Annotated in this window: 26 protein-coding genes and 2 pseudogenes; 16 read left to right on the plus strand and 12 right to left on the minus strand. The window is 61.7% G+C overall.

What is annotated here, in order from left to right; all coding sequences use genetic code 11:
• Positions 1–21: 21 nt before the first annotated feature.
• The 4 genes from AACY36_RS15055 to ycaC all read left to right on the plus strand — a co-directional run bounded on the left by AACY36_RS15055 (position 22) and on the right by ycaC (position 4,319).
• Positions 22–2,019, plus strand: a complete 1,998-nt coding sequence (locus AACY36_RS15055; protein ID WP_339416973.1) for an acetoacetate--CoA ligase — start codon at positions 22–24, stop codon at positions 2,017–2,019.
• Positions 2,016–3,194 (plus strand): thiolase domain-containing protein, encoded by a 1,179-nt coding sequence (locus tag AACY36_RS15060; RefSeq protein ID WP_339416974.1) that lies wholly within the window; start codon positions 2,016–2,018, stop codon positions 3,192–3,194. Before AACY36_RS15055 ends, AACY36_RS15060 begins: the two co-directional genes overlap by 4 nt.
• A gap of 1 nt (position 3,195) precedes the next feature.
• Positions 3,196–3,582 (plus strand): Zn-ribbon domain-containing OB-fold protein, encoded by a 387-nt coding sequence (locus tag AACY36_RS15065; RefSeq protein ID WP_339416976.1) that lies wholly within the window; start codon positions 3,196–3,198, stop codon positions 3,580–3,582.
• 104 nt (positions 3,583–3,686) lie between these two features.
• On the plus strand, positions 3,687–4,319 hold the full coding sequence (gene ycaC, locus AACY36_RS15070) for an isochorismate family cysteine hydrolase YcaC (protein ID WP_049711340.1): 633 nt from the start codon (positions 3,687–3,689) through the stop codon (positions 4,317–4,319).
• A 96-nt stretch (positions 4,320–4,415) separates the two neighbouring features.
• Here ycaC and AACY36_RS15075 read toward each other — a convergent pair whose 3' ends face one another.
• Entirely contained in the window at positions 4,416–5,447 is a 1,032-nt protein-coding gene (locus AACY36_RS15075; protein WP_339416977.1) for a PDDEXK nuclease domain-containing protein, read from the minus strand.
• A 120-nt stretch (positions 5,448–5,567) separates the two neighbouring features.
• Here AACY36_RS15075 and AACY36_RS15080 point away from each other — a divergent pair.
• From AACY36_RS15080 to AACY36_RS15105, 6 genes and pseudogenes are all read left to right on the plus strand, one after another.
• Positions 5,568–5,705 (plus strand): annotated as a pseudogene (locus AACY36_RS15080) (NAD(P)H-dependent oxidoreductase); the annotation flags it as partial.
• On the plus strand, positions 5,644–6,021 hold the full coding sequence (locus tag AACY36_RS15085; RefSeq protein WP_339416978.1) for a MerR family transcriptional regulator: 378 nt from the start codon (positions 5,644–5,646) through the stop codon (positions 6,019–6,021). The pseudogene AACY36_RS15080 and the gene AACY36_RS15085, both read left to right, overlap by 62 nt.
• 125 nt (positions 6,022–6,146) lie before the next feature.
• On the plus strand, positions 6,147–6,389 hold the full coding sequence (locus tag AACY36_RS15090; RefSeq protein WP_003176346.1) for an exodeoxyribonuclease VII small subunit: 243 nt from the start codon (positions 6,147–6,149) through the stop codon (positions 6,387–6,389).
• On the plus strand, positions 6,386–7,273 hold the full coding sequence (ispA, locus tag AACY36_RS15095; RefSeq protein WP_339416980.1) for a (2E,6E)-farnesyl diphosphate synthase: 888 nt from the start codon (positions 6,386–6,388) through the stop codon (positions 7,271–7,273). Before AACY36_RS15090 ends, ispA begins: the two co-directional genes overlap by 4 nt.
• A gap of 111 nt (positions 7,274–7,384) precedes the next feature.
• Complete coding sequence (dxs, locus tag AACY36_RS15100) at positions 7,385–9,283, plus strand: 1-deoxy-D-xylulose-5-phosphate synthase (protein WP_339416981.1); 1,899 nt, start codon at positions 7,385–7,387, stop codon at positions 9,281–9,283.
• A gap of 95 nt (positions 9,284–9,378) precedes the next feature.
• Positions 9,379–11,274: a TonB-dependent receptor domain-containing protein gene (locus tag AACY36_RS15105; protein WP_339427967.1), complete on the plus strand. Its 1,896-nt coding sequence runs from the start codon at positions 9,379–9,381 to the stop codon at positions 11,272–11,274.
• Positions 11,275–11,285: 11 nt separating this feature from the next.
• Here the strand turns inward: AACY36_RS15105 and AACY36_RS15110 are convergent.
• The 10 genes and pseudogenes from AACY36_RS15110 to nrdR all read right to left on the minus strand — a co-directional run.
• Positions 11,286–12,071 (minus strand): annotated as a pseudogene (locus tag AACY36_RS15110) (cobalamin-binding protein); the annotation flags it as partial.
• Complete coding sequence (locus AACY36_RS15115) at positions 12,068–12,487, minus strand: MFS transporter (protein ID WP_339416984.1); 420 nt, start codon at positions 12,485–12,487, stop codon at positions 12,068–12,070. The pseudogene AACY36_RS15110 and the gene AACY36_RS15115, both read right to left, overlap by 4 nt.
• Positions 12,484–13,101: a GTP cyclohydrolase II gene (gene ribA / locus AACY36_RS15120; RefSeq protein ID WP_339416985.1), complete on the minus strand. Its 618-nt coding sequence runs from the start codon at positions 13,099–13,101 to the stop codon at positions 12,484–12,486. Before ribA ends, AACY36_RS15115 begins: the two co-directional genes overlap by 4 nt.
• Positions 13,102–13,249: 148 nt before the next feature.
• Positions 13,250–14,212: a thiamine-phosphate kinase gene (thiL, locus tag AACY36_RS15125; RefSeq protein WP_339497271.1), complete on the minus strand. Its 963-nt coding sequence runs from the start codon at positions 14,210–14,212 to the stop codon at positions 13,250–13,252.
• A gap of 18 nt (positions 14,213–14,230) precedes the next feature.
• On the minus strand, positions 14,231–14,731 hold the full coding sequence (gene nusB, locus AACY36_RS15130) for a transcription antitermination factor NusB (RefSeq protein ID WP_065873720.1): 501 nt from the start codon (positions 14,729–14,731) through the stop codon (positions 14,231–14,233).
• Positions 14,728–15,204 (minus strand): 6,7-dimethyl-8-ribityllumazine synthase, encoded by a 477-nt coding sequence (ribH, locus tag AACY36_RS15135; RefSeq protein ID WP_003194576.1) that lies wholly within the window; start codon positions 15,202–15,204, stop codon positions 14,728–14,730. Before ribH ends, nusB begins: the two co-directional genes overlap by 4 nt.
• A gap of 90 nt (positions 15,205–15,294) precedes the next feature.
• The gene (gene ribBA / locus AACY36_RS15140; RefSeq protein ID WP_339427966.1) at positions 15,295–16,386 is read right to left on the minus strand and encodes a bifunctional 3,4-dihydroxy-2-butanone-4-phosphate synthase/GTP cyclohydrolase II; all 1,092 of its coding nucleotides are present in this window, start codon (positions 16,384–16,386) and stop codon (positions 15,295–15,297) included.
• A 15-nt stretch (positions 16,387–16,401) separates the two neighbouring features.
• On the minus strand, positions 16,402–17,064 hold the full coding sequence (locus tag AACY36_RS15145) for a riboflavin synthase (RefSeq protein ID WP_339416990.1): 663 nt from the start codon (positions 17,062–17,064) through the stop codon (positions 16,402–16,404).
• Between the two features lie 46 nt (positions 17,065–17,110).
• A complete protein-coding gene (gene ribD / locus AACY36_RS15150; RefSeq protein ID WP_339416991.1) occupies positions 17,111–18,247 on the minus strand; it encodes a bifunctional diaminohydroxyphosphoribosylaminopyrimidine deaminase/5-amino-6-(5-phosphoribosylamino)uracil reductase RibD in 1,137 nt (378 codons plus the stop codon).
• A complete protein-coding gene (nrdR, locus tag AACY36_RS15155; RefSeq protein ID WP_049713467.1) occupies positions 18,244–18,714 on the minus strand; it encodes a transcriptional regulator NrdR in 471 nt (156 codons plus the stop codon). The genes ribD and nrdR overlap by 4 nt, the downstream gene beginning before the upstream one ends.
• A 140-nt stretch (positions 18,715–18,854) precedes the next feature.
• Between nrdR and AACY36_RS15160 the strand changes: the two genes are divergently transcribed.
• Genes AACY36_RS15160 through trxA form a run of 3 tightly spaced genes read left to right on the plus strand, consistent with a single transcriptional unit; the run spans position 18,855 to position 20,893 of the window.
• Positions 18,855–19,310, plus strand: coding sequence for a YbaY family lipoprotein (locus tag AACY36_RS15160; RefSeq protein WP_339436991.1), 456 nt, complete (start codon positions 18,855–18,857; stop codon positions 19,308–19,310).
• Entirely contained in the window at positions 19,307–19,963 is a 657-nt protein-coding gene (locus AACY36_RS15165) for a class I SAM-dependent methyltransferase (protein WP_339497273.1), read from the plus strand. The genes AACY36_RS15160 and AACY36_RS15165 overlap by 4 nt, the downstream gene beginning before the upstream one ends.
• 57 nt (positions 19,964–20,020) lie before the next feature.
• Entirely contained in the window at positions 20,021–20,893 is an 873-nt protein-coding gene (trxA, locus tag AACY36_RS15170; protein ID WP_339416994.1) for a thioredoxin, read from the plus strand.
• On the opposite strand, the gene AACY36_RS15175 is transcribed toward trxA, so the two are convergent.
• Positions 20,890–21,231 carry a hypothetical protein gene (locus AACY36_RS15175; RefSeq protein WP_339416995.1) on the minus strand — a complete coding sequence of 114 codons (342 nt, stop codon included), beginning with the start codon at positions 21,229–21,231 and terminating at the stop codon, positions 20,890–20,892. The genes trxA and AACY36_RS15175 overlap by 4 nt on opposite strands.
• Before the next feature lie 136 nt (positions 21,232–21,367).
• Between AACY36_RS15175 and AACY36_RS15180 the strand changes: the two genes are divergently transcribed.
• The 3 genes from AACY36_RS15180 to AACY36_RS15190 all read left to right on the plus strand — a co-directional run bounded on the left by AACY36_RS15180 (position 21,368) and on the right by AACY36_RS15190 (position 24,081).
• Positions 21,368–21,955 carry a DUF2796 domain-containing protein gene (locus tag AACY36_RS15180; RefSeq protein WP_339416996.1) on the plus strand — a complete coding sequence of 196 codons (588 nt, stop codon included), beginning with the start codon at positions 21,368–21,370 and terminating at the stop codon, positions 21,953–21,955.
• A gap of 148 nt (positions 21,956–22,103) precedes the next feature.
• Complete coding sequence (locus AACY36_RS15185) at positions 22,104–22,814, plus strand: ABC transporter ATP-binding protein (protein ID WP_339416997.1); 711 nt, start codon at positions 22,104–22,106, stop codon at positions 22,812–22,814.
• Position 22,815: 1 nt separating this feature from the next.
• Positions 22,816–24,081 carry an ABC transporter permease gene (locus AACY36_RS15190; RefSeq protein ID WP_339416998.1) on the plus strand — a complete coding sequence of 422 codons (1,266 nt, stop codon included), beginning with the start codon at positions 22,816–22,818 and terminating at the stop codon, positions 24,079–24,081.
• The last annotated feature ends 14 nt before the right edge of the window (positions 24,082–24,095 follow it).

Below are 24,095 nucleotides of genomic sequence, written 5' to 3' on the forward strand. Positions count from 1 at the left end.
CAACGTCAGAGGTCTTTTATCGTGGCGACTGCATTCAACGACGTGGCCCAGGGGCAACTGCTCTGGCAGCCCTCCCCTGAGCTTCTTCAACACGCCCGCCTCACTCATTACCTCAATTGGCTGAAGCACGAACGCACGCTCAGATTCGCCGATTATCACGGGCTATGGCAGTGGTCCGTCGATAATCCGGAGGCGTTCTGGCAATCGATCTGGGATCATTTTCACATTCAGGCCAGCAGCCCTCACCAGGCAGTGCTGGGTGACCGTGCGATGCCCGGTGCGCAGTGGTTTCCCGGCGCGCGACTGAATTTTGCCGAACACATTCTGCGCAATGAACGCGAAGGCGACGCGCTGCTCTTCCAGAGTGAAACGGTTGCCTTGCAAGGCCTGCCGTGGAGTGACTTCGCCCGTCAGGTTCGCATCCTGGCGACCTACCTACGGGAAGTGGGGGTGGTGCCGGGTGATCGAGTGGTGGCTTATTTGCCAAATGTTCCCGAGGCGATGATTGCGCTGTGTGCATGTGCAGCCATCGGCGCGGTCTGGGCCAGTTGCTCGCCGGATTTCGGTGCGGAGGGCGTGCTGGACCGGGTGCGGCAATTGTCGCCAAAGGTGCTATTGGCGGTGGACGGTTATCGCTATGGCGGTAAGGCGTTTGATCGACGCGAACAGGTCCGGCACATTGCCCGCGAGCTGGGCAGTATCGAGCACGTCATCGTGCTGCCAGCGCTGTTTCCCGATGAACCGCTGACGTTTGCGAACGCCATCGACTGGCGCGCCTTGCTCCTGCGTCCTACCGTGCCCGCAGCCGATTTCCACTGCGAACAATTGCCCTTCGATCATCCGTTATGGGTGCTGTTTTCTTCCGGCACGACTGGCTTGCCCAAAGCCATCGTACACAGCCATGGCGGGATACTTCTGGAGCAGCTGAAGGCACTGCATCTACACCTGGATTTTCGCCCCGGTGATGCAGCATTCATCTTCACCACCACCGGCTGGATGATGTGGAACACCTTGTTCAGCGCCCTGCTCTGCGGAGTACGGCCAGTGCTCTATGACGGCCATCCGACCTGGCCGAACATCGATACGCTGTGGCAGATCGTGCAGGACAGCCGCGCCAGCTTTTTCGGCACCAGCCCCACCTATATCGAGTTGATGAAACGCTACGACGTAGTGCCCCGTGAGCGCTTTGAACTGGGCGCGCTGCGCACCGTGATGCCGGTGGGCTCGCCGGTTTCGCCGCAATGCAATGCCTGGTTTTACCGCAACCTCAAAACGGACATCTGGGTGACCACAGGCAGCGGGGGCACGGACATTTGTACGGGGCTGGTAAGCGGCGTGCCGACACTGCCGGTGTATGCCGGTGAGATCCAGGCGCGCGCCCTGGGTGTGGCGGTTTATGCGTTTGATGAAAAGGGTCAGGCGGTGGTTGAACAGGTTGGCGAGCTGGTGGTGACGTCGCCCATGCCGTCAATGCCGGTGTACTTTTGGGATGACACTGGGGGCGAGCGCTACCGCGAAAGCTATTTCCACCCCTGGCCAGGGGTGTGGCGCCATGGGGATTTTTTCTTGCTCAATGCCCGCGGCGGTTGCCAGGTGCTGGGGCGTTCGGACGCCACGCTGAACCGCTTTGGGGTGCGGATCGGTACGGCAGAAATCTACCGGGCATTGGAGCCCATCGCAGAAATCGACGATGCGCTGATCGTGAATCTGGACCTGCCCGAAGGCGGTTTTTTCATGCCGCTGTTTGTAGAACTGCGTCATGGCGCTGTGCTGGACGACGCCTTGCAGCAGCGCGTGCGTGAATGCCTGCGCCAGGCGTGCACGCCCCGGCATGTACCGGACCAGATCCTCGCGGTGCCGCAGATTCCCCTGACGCTGACCGGTAAAAAAATGGAAGTGCCGGTGCGCCGAATCCTGATGGGACACGACCAGCAAAACGTCGCCAACCTCAGCGCCATGCGCGATCCGCAGGCGCTGGCGTTTTTCATCGAGTACGCCCGCCGGAGTCGTCAACCATGAAGAGCAAAGCCTTTATCGTCGGTGCCTACGAACACCCCACACGGCATGCGGTGGACCGCTCCCTCGCGCAATTGCACGCGGACGTGGCCCGCGGCGCCCTGGCAGATGCGGGGCTGAGCCTCAGCGATGTGGACGGCTACTTTTGCGCCGGCGACGTACCCGGTTGGGATGCACCGGGCGTGGGGCCTTTTTCCATGGTCGAGTACCTGGGCATTCATCCTCGGCACTTGGAGACCACAGAAAGCTGGGGTTCGTCCTACCTGCATCACGTCGCCCAGGCTACGCGTGCGATTGCCGACGGGCGCTGCACCGTTGCCCTGATCACCCAAGCCGGACGCCCGCGTGCCAGGCGCCAACGGCCGGACGCCAACCACCTCGATCAGCCCCAAACCACCTGCGAGGGCCCCTTTGAAATGCCCTACGGCGCCGCCGTGACCAACCTGTACGCGATGTGCGCGATGCGCCATCAGTACGAGCACGGTACCACCGCCGAGCAACTGGCCTGGATCAAAGTCGCAGCGTCGCACCATGCCCAGCACAACCCCTTGGCGATGTTGCGCAACATAGTGACGGTGGACGATGTGCTGAACTCACCGCTGATCGCCGCCCCATTGCGACGCTTGGATTGTTGTGTGATCAGCGACGGCGGTGGCGCGTTGGTGGTGGTTCATCCGGCCATTGCGCGGGCACTCAAGCGGCCGCTGATTACACCCATCGGTGCAGGTTACTCAATCAGTCATCTGAACGGCGGCTACTTCGACCTGCTGGCTTCGGGCGCGGTGAAGTCTGGCGCCGATGCATTCGCCGAGGCACGGCTCAAACCCAGTGACATCCGTTACGCCTCGCTGTACGACAGCTTCACCATCACCGTATTGATCCAGCTGGAAAACCTCGGCTTCTGCGCCCCCGGCGAGGGCGGCGCTTTCGTTGCCGACGGTAAATTGATCAGCGGCATGGGCCCGTTGGCGATCAATACCGACGGTGGTGGGCTGTGCAACAACCACCCCGGCAATCGCGGCGGCATGGCCAGGCTGATAGAGGCCGTGCGTCAGTTACGTGGCGAGGCACACCCCGCGGTGCAACGGCCTGACTGCGCGCTGGCCCTGGCCCACGGCACCGGTGGATTGCTGGGCTCAAGGCATGGCAGCGCTAGTCTCATTCTGGAGCGACTCTGATATGCACCTGACATCACCGCACATCACCCCCGAAAGCGCGCCGTTCTGGGAAGCGGCCAACCGGGAGCAACTGCTGCTGCGCCGCTGCCTCGACACTGGCAAGGCCTTTTTCTACCCCCGCGACCACAGCCCTTTTACCGGCAGTGCGGCCACCGACTGGATCGTCGCCAGCGGCAACGCCACCTTGTACAGCTTCAGCTACAGCGGGCGAGACGATGAAGCGTATTGCATCGCCTACGTAACGCTCGACGAGGGACCGACAATGTTGTCCGTCATCGAGTGCGAGGACAGGCAACAGCTGCATATCGGGCAACGGCTTGAGGTGACCTTCGCGCCGACGCCCGATGGGCAAAAAATACCCATTTTTAAATTGTCCCTTAGGGGTTGACAGTCAGACACACCGCAGCTGATTTATCACCCGTCAACCACCCATTAATCTGTGCCCATGTTGAACGCAACGCAAAACCCACTTAAACAAAAAAGGATTCAACCATGAGCACGCCAACCTACAACCGCTTGAACAAAGACGACGCCGTAGTGCTGCTGGTCGACCACCAGACTGGCCTGATCTCCCTGGTGCAAGACTTCTCCCCTAACGAGTTCAAGAACAACGTGCTCGCCTTGGCGGACCTGGCCAAGTTCTTCAACCTGCCGACCATCCTCACCACCAGCTTCGAGCAAGGCCCCAACGGCCCGCTGGTGCCGGAGCTGAAAGAAATGTTCCCGGACGCGCCGTACATCGCTCGCCCTGGCCAGATCAATGCGTGGGACAACGAAGACTTCGTCAAGGCGATCAAGGCTACCGGCCGCAAGCAGATCATCATTGCCGGCGTGGTCACGGATGTGTGCGTCGCGTTCCCAACCTTGTCAGCACTGGCGGAAGGCTTTGATGTGTTTGTGGTGACTGATGCCTCGGGCACGTTCAACACCACAGTGCAGCAGGCGGCGTGGAGCCGGATGACCCAAGCCGGTGCGCAGATGATGAACTGGTTCTCGGTGGCCTGTGAGCTGCATCGCGACTGGCGCAACGATATCGAAGGCCTGGGCAATCTGTTGTCCCAGCGTATTCCGAACTACCGCAACTTGATGAATGGTTACTCGGCGCTGACGGCGCGTAAGGACTAAGCCAACCGTTTCACTCAACACAAGCCTGCCCTGAAAAGCAGGCTCTTTTTATTCGCTAACACAACGTCCCCACGCGTATTTGGCCTATCACGCACTCTAATCCGCCAGCTCGCGCTCGATCTGCTCAATGCTAGGCAAAACCGTCTGCAGCTCCGCGGGCAGCGACTCAACCAGTTGATATTCAGCCACACCCATCGGTCGGTTGTTGTCGCGCAATGCATATTCGGCGACGACTTCGTTCTTGCTCTTGCACAGCAGCAGGCCAATCGTTGGTCCGTCTTGCGGGTGTTTGAGCTGGGCATCGACGGCCGCAAGATAAAAGCTCAACTGCCCCAGATGCTCGGGTTTGAACTTGCCCGCTTTCAGTTCGATCACCACGTAGCAGCGCAGCTTCAGGTGATAGAACAACAGGTCAACAAAGAATTCATCGCCCCCAACGTCGAGCAGCACTTGCTGGCCGACGAACGCAAAACCCGCGCCCAGCTCCAACAGAAAGTCAGTGACGTGTTTGATCAAGGCGTTTTCTATGTCGCGCTCCTGCGCGTCCAAGCCCAGGCTGAGGAAATCAAAACGGTAAGGGTCTTTCAGCGATTCGCGCGCTAAATCGGATTGAGGTTTGGGCAGATGGCTGTCGAAATTGCTGACGGCCTTGCCACTGCGCTCCAGCAATCGGCTTTCGATCTGCATGACCAACGTGTTGCGCGACCAGTTGTGTGCTATCGCCTGGGCGATGTACCAGCGGCGGGTTTCGGGGCCGGGTAGTTTGTCCAGCAACACCACATTATGACCCCAGGGCAATTGTGCAGCAGCCTGTTGCACAAATTCCGAGCTTGGCCATGCCTGCGCGAAAGCACGCATGTATTTAAGATTACGCGGTGAAAAACCCTTCATTTTGGGAAAGGCCGCACGCAAATCCTGGGCAAGACGATCAATGACTTTACTGCCCCAGCCCTGCTCAGCCTGACGGGTCAAAATGTCCTGGCCGATCTGCCAGTAGAGCAGCACGAGTTCTCGGTTTACCGCCAGCGTTGCGCGCTGTTGCGCCGAATGGATGCGGCCTTTCAGGTCAGTCAGCCAGTCGCTGTAACCCGCAGGCGGTTGGGTCAAGCCGATAGCGGTTTCGCTCATGCCGTTGCACTCTTGTGTTTTAAGGCAGGCTAGTCAGGGGCATGTGCTGTCACAAGGGGCCAGGAACGGTTCAGGAAGGGCCTTTCAACGGTTACAGAAACGCCCTGCTGGCCATTGCAGGTACTGGGCTCTACTGCAGCGCAGCGGGCCAGGTGGCTGAAACAAACCGGCGCTTTATTGGGAAAAGGGAATTTTCATGTACATCGGCAAAGCCGCGCAGTTGTCGGGCACGACCATCAAGGCAATTCGTCACTATGAGGCGATCGGGCTATTACCTGCGCCGCAGCGTCAGGGCCAGTACCGGGTCTATTCGCAGCAAAGCGTTCAGTTGCTGATGTTTATCAAGTGCGCGCAGCAACTGGGCTTCAAGCTCAAGGAGTTGCAGGACATTCTCCGAGGCCATCAAGGCGATGCGTTGCCCTGGGACCGAGCGGACCAGGCTATCGCTGGCAAAAAACAGGAACTGGCCGTGCACATTGCCGAATTGCAGAAGATGCGCATGGGATTGCTGGCATTTGAGGCACAGCTGAAGGATGCACAAGGACAGTGTTTGTCAGTAGCGCAGAGAACCTGACGGCTCATGAGCCGAATAATATGGCTAATCGGCTCACACACCACGGCATCCTCCCCCGCTCATTTGCCCAGAATCCCCATGTCTGCTAGTGTCGCGCCGGTTTACCGTCTACCGGAATAGCCGCCATGGCCCGCAAAAAAGTTGCACTCGATTTCGAACAATCCCTCGCCGACCTGCAAACCCTGGTCGAGCGTCTGGAGAACGGCGAATTGTCGCTGGAAGACTCGTTGACAGCGTTTGAGCAAGGCATCGGCCTGACCCGTGACTGCCAGAGTGCTTTGGCACAGGCGGAACAGAAGGTCCAAGTACTGCTGGAACGTGACGGGGAGTTGGCCGAAGAGCCTTTCGATGCGGAACAGCCCGAATGATCGACGCGTATCAGGCCAGTAGCCAAGCCCGGGTCAATGCGGCGTTGGAACCCTTGTTTGTTGCGCCAAGCCCCGAACTCAAGCGTCTTTACGAAGCCATGCGCTACAGCGTGATGAATGGCGGCAAGCGCGTGCGCCCCTTGCTGGCCTATGCGGCCTGTGAAGCCTTGGGCGCGCCGGCCGAACAGGCGAATGGCGCGGCGTGTGCGGTGGAGTTGATTCACGCCTATTCGTTGGTGCATGACGATTTGCCGGCGATGGACGACGACGATTTGCGTCGCGGCCAGCCGACCACCCACAAAGCGTTTGATGAAGCCTGCGCGATCCTCGCCGGTGACGGCCTGCAAAGCCTGGCGTTCAGCGCACTGCTGGACCCGGCGCTGAGCAGCGTCAACGCCGACATCCGTCTGCGTATGGTGACCGCCCTGGCCGTGGCTGCAGGCCCCTCCGGTATGGTCGGCGGCCAAGCTATCGACCTCGGTTCGGTAGGCCAGAAGCTTGATCAACACGCCTTGGAATACATGCACCGGCACAAGACCGGCGCCTTGATCGAAGCCGCCGTGCACTTGGGCGCCCTGGCCAGTGGGCGGGCCGAAGCCCCTCAATTGGCGGCGCTGAAGACCTACGCGCTGGCCGTCGGCCTGGCGTTCCAGGTGCAGGACGACATTCTCGACGTAGAAAGTGACACCGCCACCCTGGGCAAACGCCAAGGCGCTGATATCGCACGGGACAAACCGACGTATCCTGCGCTGCTCGGGCTGGAATCGGCCAAGGTTTATGCCTTGGAACTGCGCGACCAAGCCCTGGACGCCCTGCGACCTTTCGACGCGGCGGCCGAGCCACTGCGTGACTTGGCGCGGTATATCGTCGAACGCCGGCACTGATTACAGCGGCCATTTCAGCCGCATATCGGCCAAGTTCGGCGCTCTGCGTGGGCAGTTTGCGATGCTTGAGGTAAACTGCCGCCTCTTCTTATACCTATAACGATTCGCCTGATGCCCACGACGTTTCAAGAGATTCCCCGCAAGCGCCCGTCCACGCCCCTGCTCGACCGTGCTGCCACGCCGGACGGCCTGCGTCGGTTGGGTGAAGCCGAGCTGGAAACCCTGGCCGATGAGTTGCGCCTGGAATTGCTCTACACGGTCGGCCAGACCGGTGGGCATTTTGGTGCTGGCCTGGGCGTCATCGAGCTGACCATCGCCCTGCATTACGTGTTCGACACCCCGGACGACCGGCTGGTGTGGGACGTGGGCCATCAGGCGTATCCGCATAAAATCCTTACGGGCCGCCGCGAGCAAATGGGCACCCTGCGCCAGAAGGACGGCGTTGCTGCCTTCCCGCGTCGCTCCGAGAGCGAGTACGACACCTTTGGCGTCGGCCATTCCAGCACCTCCATCAGTGCAGCGCTGGGCATGGCGATTGCCGCCCGTCTGCAAGGCAGCGATCGCAAGGCGATTGCCGTGATTGGTGATGGCGCGCTGACTGCCGGCATGGCCTTCGAAGCGCTGAACCATGCGCCTGAAGTGGACGCCAACATGCTGGTGATCCTCAACGACAACGACATGTCGATCTCGCGCAATGTCGGGGGCCTGTCCAACTACCTGGCAAAAATCCTCTCCAGCCGCACCTACGCCAGCATGCGCGAAGGCAGCAAGAAGGTGCTCTCGCGTCTTCCCGGCGCGTGGGAAATTGCCCGGCGCACCGAAGAATATGCCAAGGGCATGCTGGTTCCCGGCACCCTGTTCGAAGAGCTGGGCTGGAACTACATCGGCCCTATCGACGGCCACGACCTGCCGACCCTGATCGCCACGCTGCGCAACATGCGTGACCTCAAGGGCCCGCAGTTCCTGCACATCGTCACCAAGAAAGGCAAAGGCTTTGCCCCGGCAGAAGTCGACCCGATCGGCTATCACGCAATCACCAAGCTGGAACCGCTGGACGCCCCCGCCGCTGCGCCGAAAAAAGCCAGCGGGCCTAAGTATTCCGGTGTGTTTGGCGAATGGCTGTGCGACATGGCCGCCGCCGACCCGCGCCTGGTGGGCATTACACCGGCGATGAAGGAAGGCTCCGACCTGGTGGCGTTCAGCGAACGGTTCCCGCTGCGTTACTTTGACGTGGCGATTGCCGAGCAGCACGCAGTGACATTCGCCGCCGGCATGGCCTGTGAAGGCGCCAAGCCGGTGGTCGCTATCTACTCGACGTTCCTGCAACGCGGTTATGACCAACTGGTGCATGACGTGGCGGTGCAGAACCTCGACGTGCTGTTTGCCATCGACCGCGCCGGCTTGGTCGGCGAAGACGGCCCGACCCACGCGGGCAGCTTCGACTTGTCCTACTTGCGTTGCATCCCCGGCATGCTGGTGATGACGCCGAGCGACGAAAACGAATTGCGCAAGATGCTCAGCACCGGCCATCTGTACAACGGCCCGGCGGCCGTGCGTTACCCGCGCGGCAATGGCCCGAATGCCGTGATCGAAAAGGACCTGGAGCCGATCGAGATCGGCAAAGGCATCGTGCGCCGCCAGGGCAGCAAGACCGCGTTCCTGGTGTTCGGCGTGCAGCTGGCCGAGGCCCTGAAAGTCGCCGAGAAGATCGACGCGACCGTGGTCGACATGCGTTTCGTCAAACCACTGGATGAAGCCTTGGTGCGCGAGATCGCCGGTAGCCACGAGCTGCTGGTGACGGTTGAAGAAAACGCCATCATGGGCGGCGCCGGTGCGGCGATCAGCGAATGCCTGGCGCGGGAAAACATCCTCAAGTCGGTGCTGCACCTGGGCTTACCGGATGTATACGTTGAGCATGCCAAGCCGGCGCAGATGCTGGCGGAGTGTGGGCTGGATGAGGCCGGGATCGAGGCTTCGGTGCGCGAGCGCATGGCGCTATTGGGCCTCTAACCCAATCTCCAGGCTGATACCGAGACTAGAATATGGGAGCGAGCAAGCCGCTCCCAGATTGGTTTTGTGTCAATTTTGATAGCCATGGACCGCCCATGAGTCACCTTCGCCTCGCCCTGCCCTTGCTGCTTCTAGCCTCCCCGGACCTGCTCGCAGACACCCGCGACGACGCCCTGAAACTCCCCAACGTCGTCATCAGCGCCAACCGACAGGTGCAGGCGCGCAACGACAGCAGCGCCGCCAACAGCGTGTTTACCCGCGACGACATCGAGCGCCTGCAACCCACCAGCCTGACCGACCTGCTCAGCCGCGTTCCTGGCGTGCAAATAGCGCCTACCGGTGGCCGCGGCAGCCTGCCCGGCATCTATATTCGTGGCACCAAATCCGCCCAGAGCCTGGTGCTGGTGGACGGTCAGCGCATCGCCAATAGCACCTCCGGTGACAGCGGCTTGCAGTACCTGAACGTCGACCAGATTGAACGGGTGGAAGTGCTGCGCGGTTCACGCTCGGTGATCTACGGCAGCGATGCAATTGGCGGGGTGATCCAGGTGTTTACCCGGCGTAATACCGGGCAAGGCCTGCAACCACGCCTCAAGTTCGGTTTCGGCAGCAACCAGACCTGGGAGCGCAGCCTTGGCCTGTCCGGCGGAGATGAGCACACCCGTTTCAACCTCGGCGCGAGCCTGGATGAAACCTCGGGTATCAACTCGACGCACACGTCATTCCCAAGCGATGGCGACCACGACGCCTACCGCAACCAGTCACTCAGCCTGAACCTGAGCCATTCTTTCAGCGATGAGCTTGAGGCCGGGTTCAACCTGTTGGATAACCGTGGCAAATCGGAGTACGACAACAGTTTCGGCCGCTACGACGTCGCCACCGGGCAAACGCTTGGGCAAAAGCCCTACACCGACTACACCGTCAGCAGCGCCAGCGGCTATGTCGACGCCAGGCTCAACGAGCGCTGGCAGTCGCGCCTGGAGCTGGGCCACAGCGAGAACCGGGACACCAAGCGCGATACCCTCAGCGATGACTTCAGCGTGTTCAACACGTACCGCGACTCGGTCAACTGGCAGAACGACCTGACGCTGAATGACCAGAACAGCCTGATTCTCGGCGGCGACTGGTACGAAGACCGGTTCCACGGCTCCACCACCTTTACCGAAAACAGCCGCCGGAACCGTGCAGCTTTTGTGCAACATCGGTTCCACGGCGAATGGTTTTCCACCGAGTTGGGGATACGGCGCGACCAGAACCAGCAATTTGGCGGGCAGAACAGCTGGAGCGGCACCGTCACCGTGCCGGTCAACCCCGACAACGACGTGCTGCTGAGCTACAGCGAAGGCTTTCGTGCGCCGACCTTCAACGACCTGTATTACCCGGATACGAAGTACAGCAACCCCAACCTGCAGCCCGAAACCTCGAAAAGCTACGCGCTGCAATGGCGCAGCCAGTTGAGCGACAGCACGCGCCTGGAAGCCTCGCTGTACCGCACCGACTTGAGCGATGCGATCATTCTCGACAGTAACAGCAAGCCCCAAAACGTGGCGTCGGCGCGCATCGATGGCGTTGAGGCCGCGCTGAAGCAAGAGCTGTTTGGGTGGCAGGGCAACCTGGGGCTTGCGGTCATCGACCCGCGCGACCGTGACAGCGGCCACACCCTGGCCCGCCGGGCGCGGCGTACGTTGAGCCTGGATCTGGATCGGCAGTTCGACAAACTGGGCGTAGGTGCCAGTTGGCAGGCCATCAGCAGCAGCTATGACGATGAAGACAACACACACCGCCTTGGCGGGTATGCCTTGCTGGGGTTACGCGGCAGTTGGACGTTGAATCGGGAAGTGGCGTTGTCGGTGAAGGTCGATAATCTGTTGAACAAGTCTTATGCACGGGCGCGTTACAGCTATAACGACCCGGGGTTCTTGAACAATCAGGATTACCGTGAAGAAGGCCGGGCTTGGATGATTGGGGTGACTTGGACACCCGAGATCTGAGTTGGCTGTGACAGGTCAGGTGCAATCACCTGGCACAACCTCGCCACCGCCTCCAACATCTGCCCACTGGGCCGCTCCAGGCCTTTGTCCGGCACCACCCGCACCCGCGTCGCCATCGCCGGCCAGACCCTCCAGGCCTCCTTCTGCGCCTGATCCCCCACCAGAATCAGCTCGGGATCACGCTGCAACACCGACTCGATATTCACCTGCGGCGCGGGCAGCGTGAGGTCGTCAAACACATTGCGCGCGCCGCACACACCCAAGGCATCGCTGATGATCTGCCCGCCGCCCACGGTGTACAGCGGCGGGTTCCATACTTGGTAGAACACTCGCAACGGTTTGGCCCGCTGATAACGCTGACGCAGTTCAGCCAGGCGCTGGCGCAACTGTGCAGCCAACTGCCGACCGGCTTCAGGCCGACCTAATTGTTCGGCGATGGCCTGCACTTGGGTGGTGAGTTGCTCAAGGCTGTGGGGTTCGGAGACGTACACCGGAATGTTCAGGCGCTGCAACTGCTCACGCTGGGCCGGGCCGACACTGCCGGGCCACAGCAGGATCAGGTCGGGCTTTAGGCTGAGCAGGCGTTCCATGTCGAGTTGGCCATAACGCCCCACCGACGGTACTTGCGCCAAGGCTGCCGGGCGATCGCCGCCGTCGAGCACGCCCACCAGCAGGTCGGCAGCGCCCAGTTCAGCGACGATTTCAGACAGCGATGGCGCCAGGCTGATCACGCGTTCGGCAGCCAACGCCTGGGCACTCGATGCCAGCAGCAGGAACGCCAGCCAGTGACGCCTCATCCCAATTGACGGGGGATGCGGTAGAGGTAAAACAGCACGAGTGTCGATAGCACCAGCAAGAACAGCGGCACTGCTTCAAGGCCGACAAACACCGCCAACGCACCGATCCAGGCTGGCACGGAGGCAATCAGCAACGCCGTGCGCCGACGCGCCGCCAACGTAATCCAGGCAGCCGGTTCTTCGGGGGTATCGAGGGCTTTGGAGGTCGCGATCAACGCATGTTTATAGCCGTTGAAGTAGCGCAGACTGAGGAACATCGAAGCCACGCCGGCAATAAAGAACGGCATGGCCAGCACCGGCAGCAAGGACTGCGCCTTGCCAAATACCAGGTTGATCACGAACAAAGGGAGCAGCGCCAGCGCCAGGTACTGCCACCAATTGAAGGACAGTCGCCGTTTCACCTGGCCACGAGTCACGCGCGGTCGACCTCGCCCTGGTGCTCGTTGCCCATCATGTGATCGAGCTTGCTGGCCTTGGTGGCCAGGTAGAGCTTGTTATGCGGGTTGTGCCCGGTGTGCAACGGCACACGCTCGGCAACGGTGATGCCCATTTCGGTCAGGGCTTTGACCTTGCGCGGGTTATTGGTCATCAGCCGCAGGGACTTGACGCCCAGATACTCCAACATCGGCAGGCAGATCGCGTAGTCACGCTGATCAGCGGCGAAGCCCAGGCGCTCGTTGGCCTCCACGGTATCGGCACCGCCATCTTGCAGCTCGTAGGCGCGGATCTTGTTCAACAGGCCAATGCCGCGGCCTTCCTGACGCAAGTACAGCAGCACGCCACGGCCTTCACGCGCGATGGCTCGCATAGCCGCTTCGAGTTGCGAGCCGCAGTCGCAACGCTGGCTGAACAGTGCATCGCCGGTCAGGCACTCGGAGTGCAAACGCCCAAGCACCGGCGCGCCATCCGCGATATCGCCCAGGCTAAGCACAACGTGCTCGCGCCCGGTGGCTTCTTCAAGAAAGCCGTTCATGGTGAACGTGGCAAAAGGGGTAGGCAGCTTGGAAGCGGCGACGAAAACGACGGGCACCGTGTGCTCCTGATTTCAGTTTTTACAGAGGCGGCCATTGTAACAGCACGTTCCTACAGACGCTTAAGCTGAATTATCGCTGATAAAGATCAATCGGTTTGATTGGCCTTTGTTCAGGTTCTATGCAGCGCCACTGGCCAAGACCTATTCACGCGTCGCGAAAATGCTGATAACCCCGAATGGCCGGGGTGATGTTCTGCCCGTTGTCGTCGAGCAGCGTCACGCCCTGCCCCGCCCCGACCCGGCCGATCACATGGATCGGCCAGCCATTGGCCTGCAACGGCGCCAATTCGGCGGGTGGCAGGGTGAACGCCAGCACGTAGTCGTCGCCCCCGCTCAGGGCCGCCACGCGCGCCTCATGATCGCCGACAAACGCCAGCAGCGCCTGGGACAATGGCAACCGCTGACGCTCAATCAGCAGGCTGACCTTTGATGCCGTGGCGATATGCCCGCAATCGGCGAGGAGCCCGTCGGAAATATCCATCGCAGACGTGGCCTTGCCGCGCAGCGCCAGCCCCAGGACCAACTGCGGCTGCGGCGACCAGTAATGGGCCAGCAGCGGGTCGGCGATGGTCGCATCGGCGCTGCGTTGGCCCAACACCAGCGCCAAGGCGCCAGCCGCATTGCCCAGCTCGCCGCCGACACACAGCAGGTCACCCGGCTGCGCACCGCTGCGGGTCAAGGCTTGCCCGGCCGGCACACGACCAAACACGGTCAGGGTCAGGCTGAGGGGCCCGCGCGTGGTATCGCCGCCCACCAAGCCCACGCCGCAGCGTTGCGCCATGCGGTTCAAACCCAGGGCATAGCGTTGCAGCCAATCGGCATCAACCGTCGGCGTGGTAAGGGCAAGGGTAAACGCGAGAGGGTTGGCGCCCATGGCAGCCAGGTCGCTCACCGCCACCGCCAACGAGCGTTGGCCGAGCAGGAAGGGGTCGCAGGGGTCCGAAAAGTGCACCCCGGCCACCAATGTATCGGTAGAAATTGCCAGTTGCTCCCCGGCAGGGAGCGCCAGCAAGGCGCAGTCGTCGCCGATCCCCAAGGCAATGCCTTCGCCGCCTTGCGCACAAGGCGCGGCGGCGAAGTAGTTGCGGATCAGCTCAAACTCGCCCATTCAGGACTCAAGCGCCGGTTAGCGCTTGTACGCCTTCACTTCAGCTTCACGCAGGCGCGGGGCCAGCTTGTCGAGCACGCCGTTGACGAACTTGTGACCGTCGGTCGAACCGTAGACTTTCGCCAGTTCGATGCCTTCGTTGATCACTACGCGGTACGGCACATCGACGCGATACAGCAGTTCCCAGGTGGACAGGCGCATCACGCACAGTTCAACCGGGTCCAGCTCTTCGATGGTCAGGTCCAGGCAAGGTGCCAGGGCCGTGTCGATCTCGCTCAGGTGTGCATACACACCGTGCAGGATGTCGTGGAAGTACGGCAGGTCGGCGAAGGTGAAATCGTTATCGACGCGAAACTGCGCTTCGATTTCGTTCAACGAGGCGCCCGCCATCTGACGCTGATACAGCGCCTGGGTGGCCAGTTGACGAGCAGCGCGACGCTTCTCGTTCTTGGACGGCTTACCGGCGTCGGCTGGACGCTCGTCGCGTGGGTTGAAACGATCGCTCTCGTCGGAAATCACTTGGCCTCCAACTGCGACAGCAGGCTGACCATTTCCAGGGCGGACAGGGCAGCTTCAGCGCCTTTGTTACCGGCCTTGGTGCCGGAACGCTCGATGGCTTGTTCGATGGAATCAACGGTCAGTACGCCGAAGGCGACCGGCACGCCGAACTCCATGGACACCTGAGCCAGGCCCTTGGTGCATTCGCCAGCCACGTATTCGAAGTGCGGAGTACCGCCACGAATGACCGCGCCCAGGGCGATGATGGCCGCGTATTCACCCTGTTGAGCAACTTTTTGCGCAACCAGTGGAATTTCGAAGGCGCCAGGGGCACGGATAAGGGTGATGTCGCTTTCGCTCACACCGTGGCGAACCAGGGCGTCCACGGCACCGCTAACCAGGCTTTCAACCACGAAGCTGTTGAAGCGGCCAACTACCAGGGCGTAGCGGCCTTTGGGGGCGATGAAGGTACCTTCGATGGTCTTCAGGGTCATTCGACAAATCTCTTAAAGAGCCGGGACGCGTGTATGACGCGTCCCTTAGTGATATTTGAACCGCGAACAAGGGGCGACAATCGCCGGCCTTTATTCGGAGGGCACGTATTCTACTACTTCCAGGTCGAAACCGGATATCGCATTAAATTTCATGGGTGCACTCATCAAGCGCATTTTACGCACGCCCAGGTCACGCAGGATCTGCGAACCGGCACCGACGATGCTATAGGTGGTCGGTTTTTTCACCGGCACGTTGTCAGCCGTTTCGCGGATATGCGCCAGCAACACATCGCCGTCCACCGGATTGCCCAGCAGCAACACCACGCCGCTACCCGCCTCGGAGACCGCAGCCATGGCGGCGCGCAGACTCCAACGACCCGGTTGCTTGACCATCAGCAGGTCACGCAGCGGGTCCATATTGTGCACGCGCACCAAGGTCGGTTCGTCTGCGCAAATGGCACCCAGGGTCAGGGCCATGTGCACGTCGCCTTCCACTGAATCACGGTAGGTCACCAAATTGAATTGGCCCAGTTCGCTGTCCAGTGGCTGCTCGGCAATCCGCTGAACGGTACGTTCGTGGATCATCCGGTAGTGAATCAGGTCGGCAATAGTGCCGACCTTGATGTTGTGTTCGGCGGCAAAGGCTTCCAGTTCAACACGGCGAGCCATGGTGCCGTCGTCGTTCATCACTTCGCAGATCACCCCGCTCGGTTCGAAACCGGCCATGCGCGCCAGGTCGCAGGCCGCTTCAGTATGACCGGCGCGAGCCAGGGTGCCGCCCGGCTGGGCCATCAGCGGGAAGATGTGGCCTGGGCTGACGATGTCTTCGGCCTTGGCGTCTTTCGCGGCGGCCGCCTGTACGGTGCGTGCACGGTCAGCAGCAGAGATACCGGTGGTGACGCCGGTGGTGGCTTCAATCGATACGGTGAACTTGGTGCCAAAACCCGAACCGTTGCGCGGCGCCATCAACGGCAGCTTGAGCAACTCGCAGCGCTCACGGCTCATGGGCATGCAGATCAGCCCACGGGCGTGCTTGGCCATGAAATTGATGTGCTCAGCCTGGCAGGCCTCGGCGGCCATGATGATGTCGCCTTCGTTCTCGCGGTCTTCGTCATCCATCAGGATGACCATCTTGCCTTGGCGGATGTCTTCAACCAGTTCTTCGATGCTATTGAGCGCCACGTGGCACCCCCTTGGTCAGGATTTCAGGTAGCCATTAGCGGCCAGAAAACTTTCGGTGATGTTACTGGCAGCAGGCTCTGCGGCCTTGTCGCCCAGCAATAGGCGCTCCAGATAACGGGCAAGCAAGTCGACTTCAAGGTTCACCCGGCGACCCGGCTGGTACGACGCCATGATGGTTTCGCTCAGGGTGTGGGGAATAATGGTCAGTTCAAATTCGGCGCCGTTCACGGCGTTCACGGTCAGGCTGGTGCCATCGACGGTGATCGAGCCTTTGTGGGCAATGTACTTGGCCAACGCTTTGGGCGCGCGGATGCGGAATTCCACGGCCCGCGCGTTTTCGCTGCGCGCCACGACTTCGCCGACGCCGTCGACGTGGCCGCTGACCAGGTGGCCGCCGAGGCGGGTGGTCGGCGTCAGGGCTTTTTCCAGGTTGACAGGGCTGCCGGCCTTAAGGTCATTCATCGCGGTGCAGTCCAGGGTTTCCCGGCTGACATCGGCGGCGAAGCCGTTGCCCGGCAGCTCGATGACGGTCAGGCACACGCCACTGACGGCGATACTGTCGCCCAGTTTGACGTCGCCCAGGTCGAGCTTGCCGGTTTCAACCAGCAGGCGTACATCGCCGCCTTTGGGGGTCATTGCACGGATGCTGCCGATGGATTCGATAATGCCGGTGAACATTTCGTTCTCCTGAAAACGGGGCTGACGCTCAAGCGCAGGCCGGGAATTATACGCTCGCTGCGGGGAGCGGGATGGCAGTGACTCGCCAGTCGTCGCCAACAGCGCGCATTTCAGTGATCTTGAGTTGGGGGGCGTCGGCGAGTTTCTCAAGCGGCCAGTCCAGCAAAGGCCGGGCGGCGGAGCCGAGAAACTTGCCGGCGACGAAAATCACGTACTCATCCACCAGGCCTTGCTGGGCGAACGCGCCCGCCAGGCTTGGGCCGGCTTCTACCAGCACGTCATTGACGCCGCGGGCAGCCAGCGCAACCAGTGCTGAGCGCAGGTCGACCTGGCCCTCGACGCCCGGCACCACCAGGCACTCGGGGCCACGGGGGAACTGGTTTTCCGCCGTCACGCACGTGATGACCAACGCCGGGCCGGCCTTGAAGAACGGCGCATTGAGCGACACGCGCAAGCGGCCATCGATCAGCACGCGCAACGGCGGGCGCGACATCGCCAGGGCAGTCGTGGCCTCGTCCAGGCCGAGCTCGGCGGCGCGCACGGTCAGGCGCGCACCGTCCGCCAACACCGTGTCGGCGCCAGTCAGCACCACGCTGGCCTCGGCGCGCAGGCGCTGTACCGCGGCGCGGGCGGCGGGGCCGGTGATCCATTGGCTTTCGCCGCTGGCCATCGCGGTGCGACCGTCCAGGCTCATCGCCAATTTGACCCGCACGAAAGGCAGGCCGTGTTCCATACGCTTGAGGAAACCCTTGTTGAGGGCCCTGGCTTCACCCTCCAACACACCGCTGCGCACCTCGATCCCGGCCTGGGCCAGGCGCTGCATGCCGCGCCCGGCGACTTCCGGGTTAGGGTCCTGCATCGCCGCAACCACCCGCGCCAACCCGGCGCTCAGCAACGCATCGGCGCACGGCGGGGTGTGACCATAGTGGCTGCAAGGTTCAAGGGTTACGTAGGCCGTGGCACCGCGAGCCTTGTCACCGGCTGCGCGCAGGGCATGCACTTCGGCATGGGGCTCGCCGGTACGCACATGCCAGCCTTCGCCGACAACCTGCCCATCACGCACAATCACGCAACCTACCCGCGGGTTGGGGTGGGTGGTGTACAAGCCATTGCGTGCAAGTTCCAGGGCGCGGACCATGTAATGGGCGTCGAGCACAGCCTGTTCAGCAGAAGGTGGGTTCATTCTTTGGCAGGCTCACGGGCCAGGCGGTCGATCTCTTCACGGAACTCATTGAGGTCCTGGAAACGTCGATACACCGAGGCGAAACGGATATAGGCAACTTCGTCGAGCTTTTGCAGCTCGCCCATTACCAGTTCTCCAACTACCAGGCTCTTGACCTCGCGCTCGCCGGTCGCCCGCAGCTTGTGCTTGATGTGCACCAGCGCCGCTTCCAGCCGCTCGACACTCACCGGTCGTTTTTCCAGGGCGCGCTGCATACCGGCGCGTAATTTATCTTCGTCGAAAGGCTGGCGGCTGCCGTCGGACTTGATCAGACGTGGCAATACCAGTTCGGCGGTTTCGAAGGTGGTGAAACGCTCACCGCAGCCAGAGGCCAGGCATTCGCGCCGGCGACGCACTTGATCGCCCTCGGCGACCAGACGCGAGTCAATGACCTTGGTGTCGTTGGCACCGCAGAAGGGACAGTGCATGGTTGGCAGGCAACAAATAAAGGGAGGACCATGGTAGCGCATCCCCGTGGCAAGACAAGCCATAGCCTTTACGGTATATAGGCTGACTATTATGTTTCATATCTTTTAAGCCACGGATTTTGTCCTTTCTGGAGCCGTACATGCAGTTACGACCACTTGTTTTGCTTACCCTCTTCAGTTTCCTGGTCGCCTGCAGCAGCGAAGCCCCAAAGCCGGCCGCACCTCAACCGACGCCAGCGCAAGAGAAAAAAGTCCCAGGGATTGAAGACATGGGCCCCCTGCCTGCCTATCAGCGGGAAATCAGCGGCAGCCTGACCAACGTACCCGCGGGTGCCGAAGTCGAGATGGCCTTGTTGGTCATCGACGACCGTTCGCGCCCGCAGCAACTGCTCGCCAGCAGTGTATTGAGCGGCAACGGCAAGCCCTTGGCCTTCCGCCTGCGCTACAACCCCGAAGCCTTCCCAGCCGGTGCGCGGGTTGAACTGCGTGGTCGCGCCAGCCAGTCCGGCGAGCTGATCCTGCACCTGCCCGCCGTGCTGATCACCCGGGCAATCACCCAGACCACCGGCCCCCTGCAACTCGTCAAGGCACCATGACGCCACCGCTGGACCTGCAAGCGGCGCTGAGCGAACTGATCGGCGACGCGCAACTGGTGCCCTGCCCGCTGCCGGGTACCGAGCTGTCTTTGTGGCTGCTGGACGCAGACAACATGGACCGCGCCTTCAGCCCCGAAGAAACCCGGCGCATCCTGCATGAACCGCCTTACTGGAGTTTTTGCTGGGCCAGTGGTTTGGCGCTGGCACGGTATCTGGCGGCGACTCCTGAATGGGTCGCCGGCAAGCGCGTGCTGGATTTTGGCGCGGGTTCCGGTGTGGCCGGGATTGCGGCGGCTAAAGCGGGCGCGCTGGAAGTAGTCGCCTGCGACCTGGACCCGCTGGCCTTGACATCCTGCCGGGCGAATGCCGAGCTTAATGGTGTGGAACTGGGTTATTCGGCGGACTTTTTCGCCGAATCAGACCGCTTCGACCTGATCCTGGTGGCTGACGTGCTCTACGACCGGGCGAACCTGCCGCTGTTGGACCAGTTCCTGACCCGTGGCCGCGAAGCGTTGGTGGCGGATTCGCGGGTGCGGGACTTCCAGCACCCGGATTATCAACGGCTGGAGATTCTGGATGCGCTGACGTTGCCAGACTTGGCGGAGCCTTGGGAGTTTCGCAAGGTGAGCCTGTACCATTCGCGGCGCACTTGAGACCTTCGCGAGCAAGCCCTTATAGTTGCCCCATTCCCGCTTTATTCGAGACGCCCCATGAGTGAGCCCACGCCATACATCTTCGACGTTACTACTGCCACCTTCGACCAGGCAGTGATCCAGAACTCCTTCGAAAAACCCGTGCTGGTGGATTTCTGGGCCGAGTGGTGCGCGCCGTGCAAGGCGTTGATGCCGATGCTCGCGAAAGTTGCCGAGAGTTATCAGGGCGAGTTGCTGCTGGCCAAGGTTGATTGCGAGGCCGAGCAGGACATCGTCGCGCGTTTTGGCATTCAAAGCCTGCCGACGGTGGTGCTGTTCAAGGATGGCCAGCCGGTGGACGGTTTTGCCGGGGCGCAGCCGGAGTCGGCGGTGCGGGCGCTGTTGGAGCCGCATGTGCAGATGCCGCCGCCAGCTGCGGCGGACCCGTTGGAGCAGGCCCAGGCGCTGTTTGCCGAAGGTCGCATCAGTGATGCCGAAGCCCTGCTGGTCGCGCTGCTGGGCGAGGACAACACCAACGCCGCCGCACTGATCCTGTATGCACGCTGCCTGGCCGAGCGCGGTGAGTTGGGCGAAGCCCAGGCCGTGCTGGACGCCGTGAAAAGCGACGACCACAAAGCCGCCCTCGCCGGGGCCAAGGCGCAGATCACTTTCCTGCGCCAGGCTGCCGACCTGCCGGACGCCGCCGACTTGAAAAGCCGCCTGGCGCAAAACCCGCAGGACGACGAAGCGGCCTATCAACTGGCAATCCAGCAACTGGCGCGCCAGCAGTACGATGCGGCGCTGGAAGGTTTGCTCAAGCTGTTCATCCGCAACCGCAGCTACAACGAAGGCCTGCCGCACAAGACCTTGCTGCAGGTGTTCGAACTGCTGGGCAATGATCACCCGCTGGTGACCGTGTACCGCCGCAAGCTGTTTGCCGCGTTGTATTAATCGCCGACCCAACTGTACAGCGGCGTATCACCGCCGCTGGCCACTTTCACCTTGGCGCTATGGCGCAGGCGCACCAACAGGCGCTTGCCCGCCGAGGCGTCCCCCGCCAAGCCTTCCAACTGGTCGAGCAGTTCGAGGCCACTGAGTTGCCCGGCCTCGCGCAACAGATCCTGAGCGTTCTGCCACAGGTCATCGTTCTGTTTTATCGGCACAACTGGCGGCGTACTCTCTACTGGGGCGGCCTGCAATTGCGCGCCCAGGCGTGCCCAATCAGCGTCGTCCAGCTCCAGGGTCAAGTCCACCGGCAGGTCGCCGACGGTTCCACGAATTCGCAACATCGTCGTTACTCCTGCACATTTTCCGACAGGCATGCTCCCATGCGGCTTGCGCAACGCCAAGCAGCCGGTCAAACTCCCGGCCCTATTGTTATAAGATCACATAACAAAACTTTTATCTTCGCTCAGGAGTTTCACCATGCGCCGTCTGTTGCTTGCTTTGCCGTTTGCCCTGCTGCCACTGGCGGTCGCTTATGCTCACGACGATCACGACCATGAACACGGCAGCCTCGGCGCCCATGAGCACGGCGTTGGTCGCCTCAACGCGGTGCTCGACGGCCAAGCCCTTGAACTTGAGCTGGACAGCCCGGCGATGAACCTGGTGGGTTTCGAACACGTGGCCACCAGCGCGGCGGACAAAGCTAAAGTCGCCGCTGCACGTAAACAGCTGGAAAACCCTGTCGCCCTGTTCAACTTGCCCAAGGCCGCCGGCTGCGTCGTCGGCAACCAGGAACTCAATAGCCCGTTGTTCGGCGACAAGCCCGAAGCCGACCATGATCATGATGATGACGCCAAAGACGGCGCCCACGAGCACCATCACGACCACAGCGAGATCCACGCCCACTACCAGTTCACCTGCGCCACGCCGACAGCCTTGAGCAATCTCGACCTGAGCCAAGTGTTCAAGACCTTCCCCGCCACCCAGAAAATTCAGGTACAACTGATCGGCCCGAGCGGCCAGCAAGGTGTTGAAGCGACGGCCACAGCAGCCACCCTGAAGTTCTGATTTGAAAATACGGTCAATGTGGGAGCTGGCTTGCCTGCGAACGGATGCCTCGGTATGTCTGGAACAACCGAGTCGCCCGCATCACAGGCAAGCCAGCGCCTACAAGGGATCGGCGCCATTTTCTACAACCAGGCAATACTGATTTAACATGACCCATGCATTGATCGAACTGTCTGACCTGGGCTTTAACTGGCCCGGGCAGCCACAGTTGCTGGACATCCCCGCTTTCCGCCTGGAAGCAGGAGAAACCCTGTTTCTGAAGGGCCCGAGTGGCAGTGGCAAAACCACGCTACTGGGCCTGCTCGGGGGCGTACAGAAACCCAGCCAGGGCAGCATCCGCCTGCTCGGCCAGGAGCTGACCGAACTGTCGGCCGGCGCCCGCGACCGCTTCCGTGTCGACCACACCGGCTACATCTTCCAGCAGTTCAACCTGCTGCCGTTCCTGTCGGTGCGCGAGAACGTCGAGTTGCCCTGCCACTTCTCCAAGCTGCGCGCGCAACGGGCGAAACAACGTCACGGCAGTGTCGACCGCGCCGCCGCGACCTTGCTGGCGCACCTGGGGTTGAAAGACAAAGACCTGCTGGAGCGCCGCGCCGACTCGCTGTCCATCGGCCAGCAACAACGGGTGGCCGCCGCTCGCGCGCTGATCGGTCAACCCGAGTTGGTGATCGCCGACGAGCCCACCTCGGCACTGGACTACGACGCCCGCGAAGCTTTCCTTCAGCTGTTGTTCGCTGAATGCCGCGAAGCCGGCGCCAGCCTGTTGTTTGTCAGCCATGACCAAAGTCTGGCCGCGCTGTTCGACCGCCACCTGTCGCTGGCCGAACTCAATCGCGCCGCCACGCCCGCAGAGGTTTGAGATGTATCTGTTCCGTCTAGCCATGGCCAGCCTGGCTAACCGCCGCTTTACGGCGATCCTCACCGCATTCGCCATCGCCCTGTCTGTGTGCCTGCTGCTGGCCGTGGAACGCGTCCGTGTCGAGGCGCGCAACAGTTTCGCCAGCACCATCAGCGGCACCGACCTGATCGTCGGCGCCCGCTCCGGCTCGGTGAACCTGCTGCTGTATTCGGTGTTTCGCATCGGCAATGCCACTAACAACATCCGTTGGGACAGCTACGAACACTTCGCCGCCAGCCCTCAGGTGAAATGGGCGATCCCGATTTCCTTGGGGGATTCCCACCGTGGCTACCGCGTGATGGGCACCAACGAGTCCTACTTCGAGCACTACCAATACGGTCGCAAGCAACACCTCGAACTGGCCAGCGGCCGCGCCTTCGCCACCGACCCGTTCGAAGTGGTGCTCGGCGCCGAAGTGGCTGACGCACTGCACTACAAACTCGGCGACAAACTGGTGCTGGCCCATGGCGTCGCGGTGGTCAGCCTGGTCAAGCACGATGACAAACCCTTCACCGTGGTCGGCATCCTCAAGCGCACCGGCACGCCGGTGGACCGCACGTTGCACATCAGCCTCGGCGGCATGGAGGCGATCCATATCGACTGGCACAACGGTGTGCCGGCTCAAGGCAAAGGCCGCATCAGCGCCGATCAAGCGCGCAACATGGACCTCACGCCGCAGGCCATTACCGCGTTCATGCTCGGGCTGAACAACAAGATTTCCACGTTCGCCCTGCAACGGGAGATCAACGAATTCCGTGGCGAGCCGATGCTGGCGATCCTGCCGGGCGTGGCGCTGCAAGAACTGTGGAGCATGATGGGCACCGCTGAAAAAGCGCTGTTCGTGATCTCGCTGTTCGTGGTGCTGACCGGCTTGATCGGCATGCTCACGGCGATCCTCACCAGCCTCAACGAGCGCCGTCGCGAAATGGCGATCCTGCGCTCAGTGGGCGCACGGCCGTGGCATATTGCAACCTTGCTGATCGTGGAAGCCTTCGCCCTGGCGCTGTCCGGCGTGATCGCAGGCGTGGGCCTGCTGTACGTGTGCATCGCCGCCTCGCGCGGTTACCTGCAGGCCAATTACGGCCTGGACCTGCCCATGTCGTGGCCCAGCGAATATGAATGGACGCTGCTCGCCGGTATCCTGGCCGCCGCGCTGTTGATGGGCAGCGTGCCCGCGTGGCGCGCCTATCGACAATCACTGGCCGACGGCCTGTCGATTAGGCTGTAGAACAGCCGCTGCAA

Origin of the sequence: Pseudomonas sp. EA_15y_Pfl1_P101 (assembly GCF_963970835.1) — a bacterium.
GTDB classification, from domain to species: domain Bacteria; phylum Pseudomonadota; class Gammaproteobacteria; order Pseudomonadales; family Pseudomonadaceae; genus Aquipseudomonas; species Aquipseudomonas tritici.

Bases quoted from the DNA above. Each gene is read 5' to 3' on its own strand.
- AACY36_RS15160 (WP_339436991.1), top strand. From the start codon at position 18,855: ATGCAGTTACGACCACTTGTTTTGCTTACCCTCTTCAGTTTCCTGGTC.
- AACY36_RS15145 (WP_339416990.1), bottom strand. From the start codon at position 17,064: ATGTTCACCGGCATTATCGAATCCATCGGCAGCATCCGTGCAATGACC.
- thiL (WP_339497271.1), bottom strand. From the start codon at position 14,212: ATGGGCGAGTTTGAGCTGATCCGCAACTACTTCGCCGCCGCGCCTTGT.
- AACY36_RS15075 (WP_339416977.1), bottom strand. From the start codon at position 5,447: ATGAGCGAAACCGCTATCGGCTTGACCCAACCGCCTGCGGGTTACAGC.
- ribH (WP_003194576.1), bottom strand. From the start codon at position 15,204: ATGACCCTGAAGACCATCGAAGGTACCTTCATCGCCCCCAAAGGCCGC.
- trxA (WP_339416994.1), top strand. From the start codon at position 20,021: ATGAGTGAGCCCACGCCATACATCTTCGACGTTACTACTGCCACCTTC.
- AACY36_RS15090 (WP_003176346.1), top strand. From the start codon at position 6,147: ATGGCCCGCAAAAAAGTTGCACTCGATTTCGAACAATCCCTCGCCGAC.
- nrdR (WP_049713467.1), bottom strand. From the start codon at position 18,714: ATGCACTGTCCCTTCTGCGGTGCCAACGACACCAAGGTCATTGACTCG.
- AACY36_RS15060 (WP_339416974.1), top strand. From the start codon at position 2,016: ATGAAGAGCAAAGCCTTTATCGTCGGTGCCTACGAACACCCCACACGG.
- AACY36_RS15065 (WP_339416976.1), top strand. From the start codon at position 3,196: ATGCACCTGACATCACCGCACATCACCCCCGAAAGCGCGCCGTTCTGG.
- AACY36_RS15185 (WP_339416997.1), top strand. From the start codon at position 22,104: ATGACCCATGCATTGATCGAACTGTCTGACCTGGGCTTTAACTGGCCC.
- AACY36_RS15165 (WP_339497273.1), top strand. From the start codon at position 19,307: ATGACGCCACCGCTGGACCTGCAAGCGGCGCTGAGCGAACTGATCGGC.
- AACY36_RS15180 (WP_339416996.1), top strand. From the start codon at position 21,368: ATGCGCCGTCTGTTGCTTGCTTTGCCGTTTGCCCTGCTGCCACTGGCG.
- dxs (WP_339416981.1), top strand. From the start codon at position 7,385: ATGCCCACGACGTTTCAAGAGATTCCCCGCAAGCGCCCGTCCACGCCC.
- AACY36_RS15085 (WP_339416978.1), top strand. From the start codon at position 5,644: ATGTACATCGGCAAAGCCGCGCAGTTGTCGGGCACGACCATCAAGGCA.
- ycaC (WP_049711340.1), top strand. From the start codon at position 3,687: ATGAGCACGCCAACCTACAACCGCTTGAACAAAGACGACGCCGTAGTG.
- AACY36_RS15105 (WP_339427967.1), top strand. From the start codon at position 9,379: ATGAGTCACCTTCGCCTCGCCCTGCCCTTGCTGCTTCTAGCCTCCCCG.
- ribD (WP_339416991.1), bottom strand. From the start codon at position 18,247: ATGAACCCACCTTCTGCTGAACAGGCTGTGCTCGACGCCCATTACATG.
- AACY36_RS15175 (WP_339416995.1), bottom strand. From the start codon at position 21,231: ATGTTGCGAATTCGTGGAACCGTCGGCGACCTGCCGGTGGACTTGACC.
- ispA (WP_339416980.1), top strand. From the start codon at position 6,386: ATGATCGACGCGTATCAGGCCAGTAGCCAAGCCCGGGTCAATGCGGCG.
- AACY36_RS15190 (WP_339416998.1), top strand. From the start codon at position 22,816: ATGTATCTGTTCCGTCTAGCCATGGCCAGCCTGGCTAACCGCCGCTTT.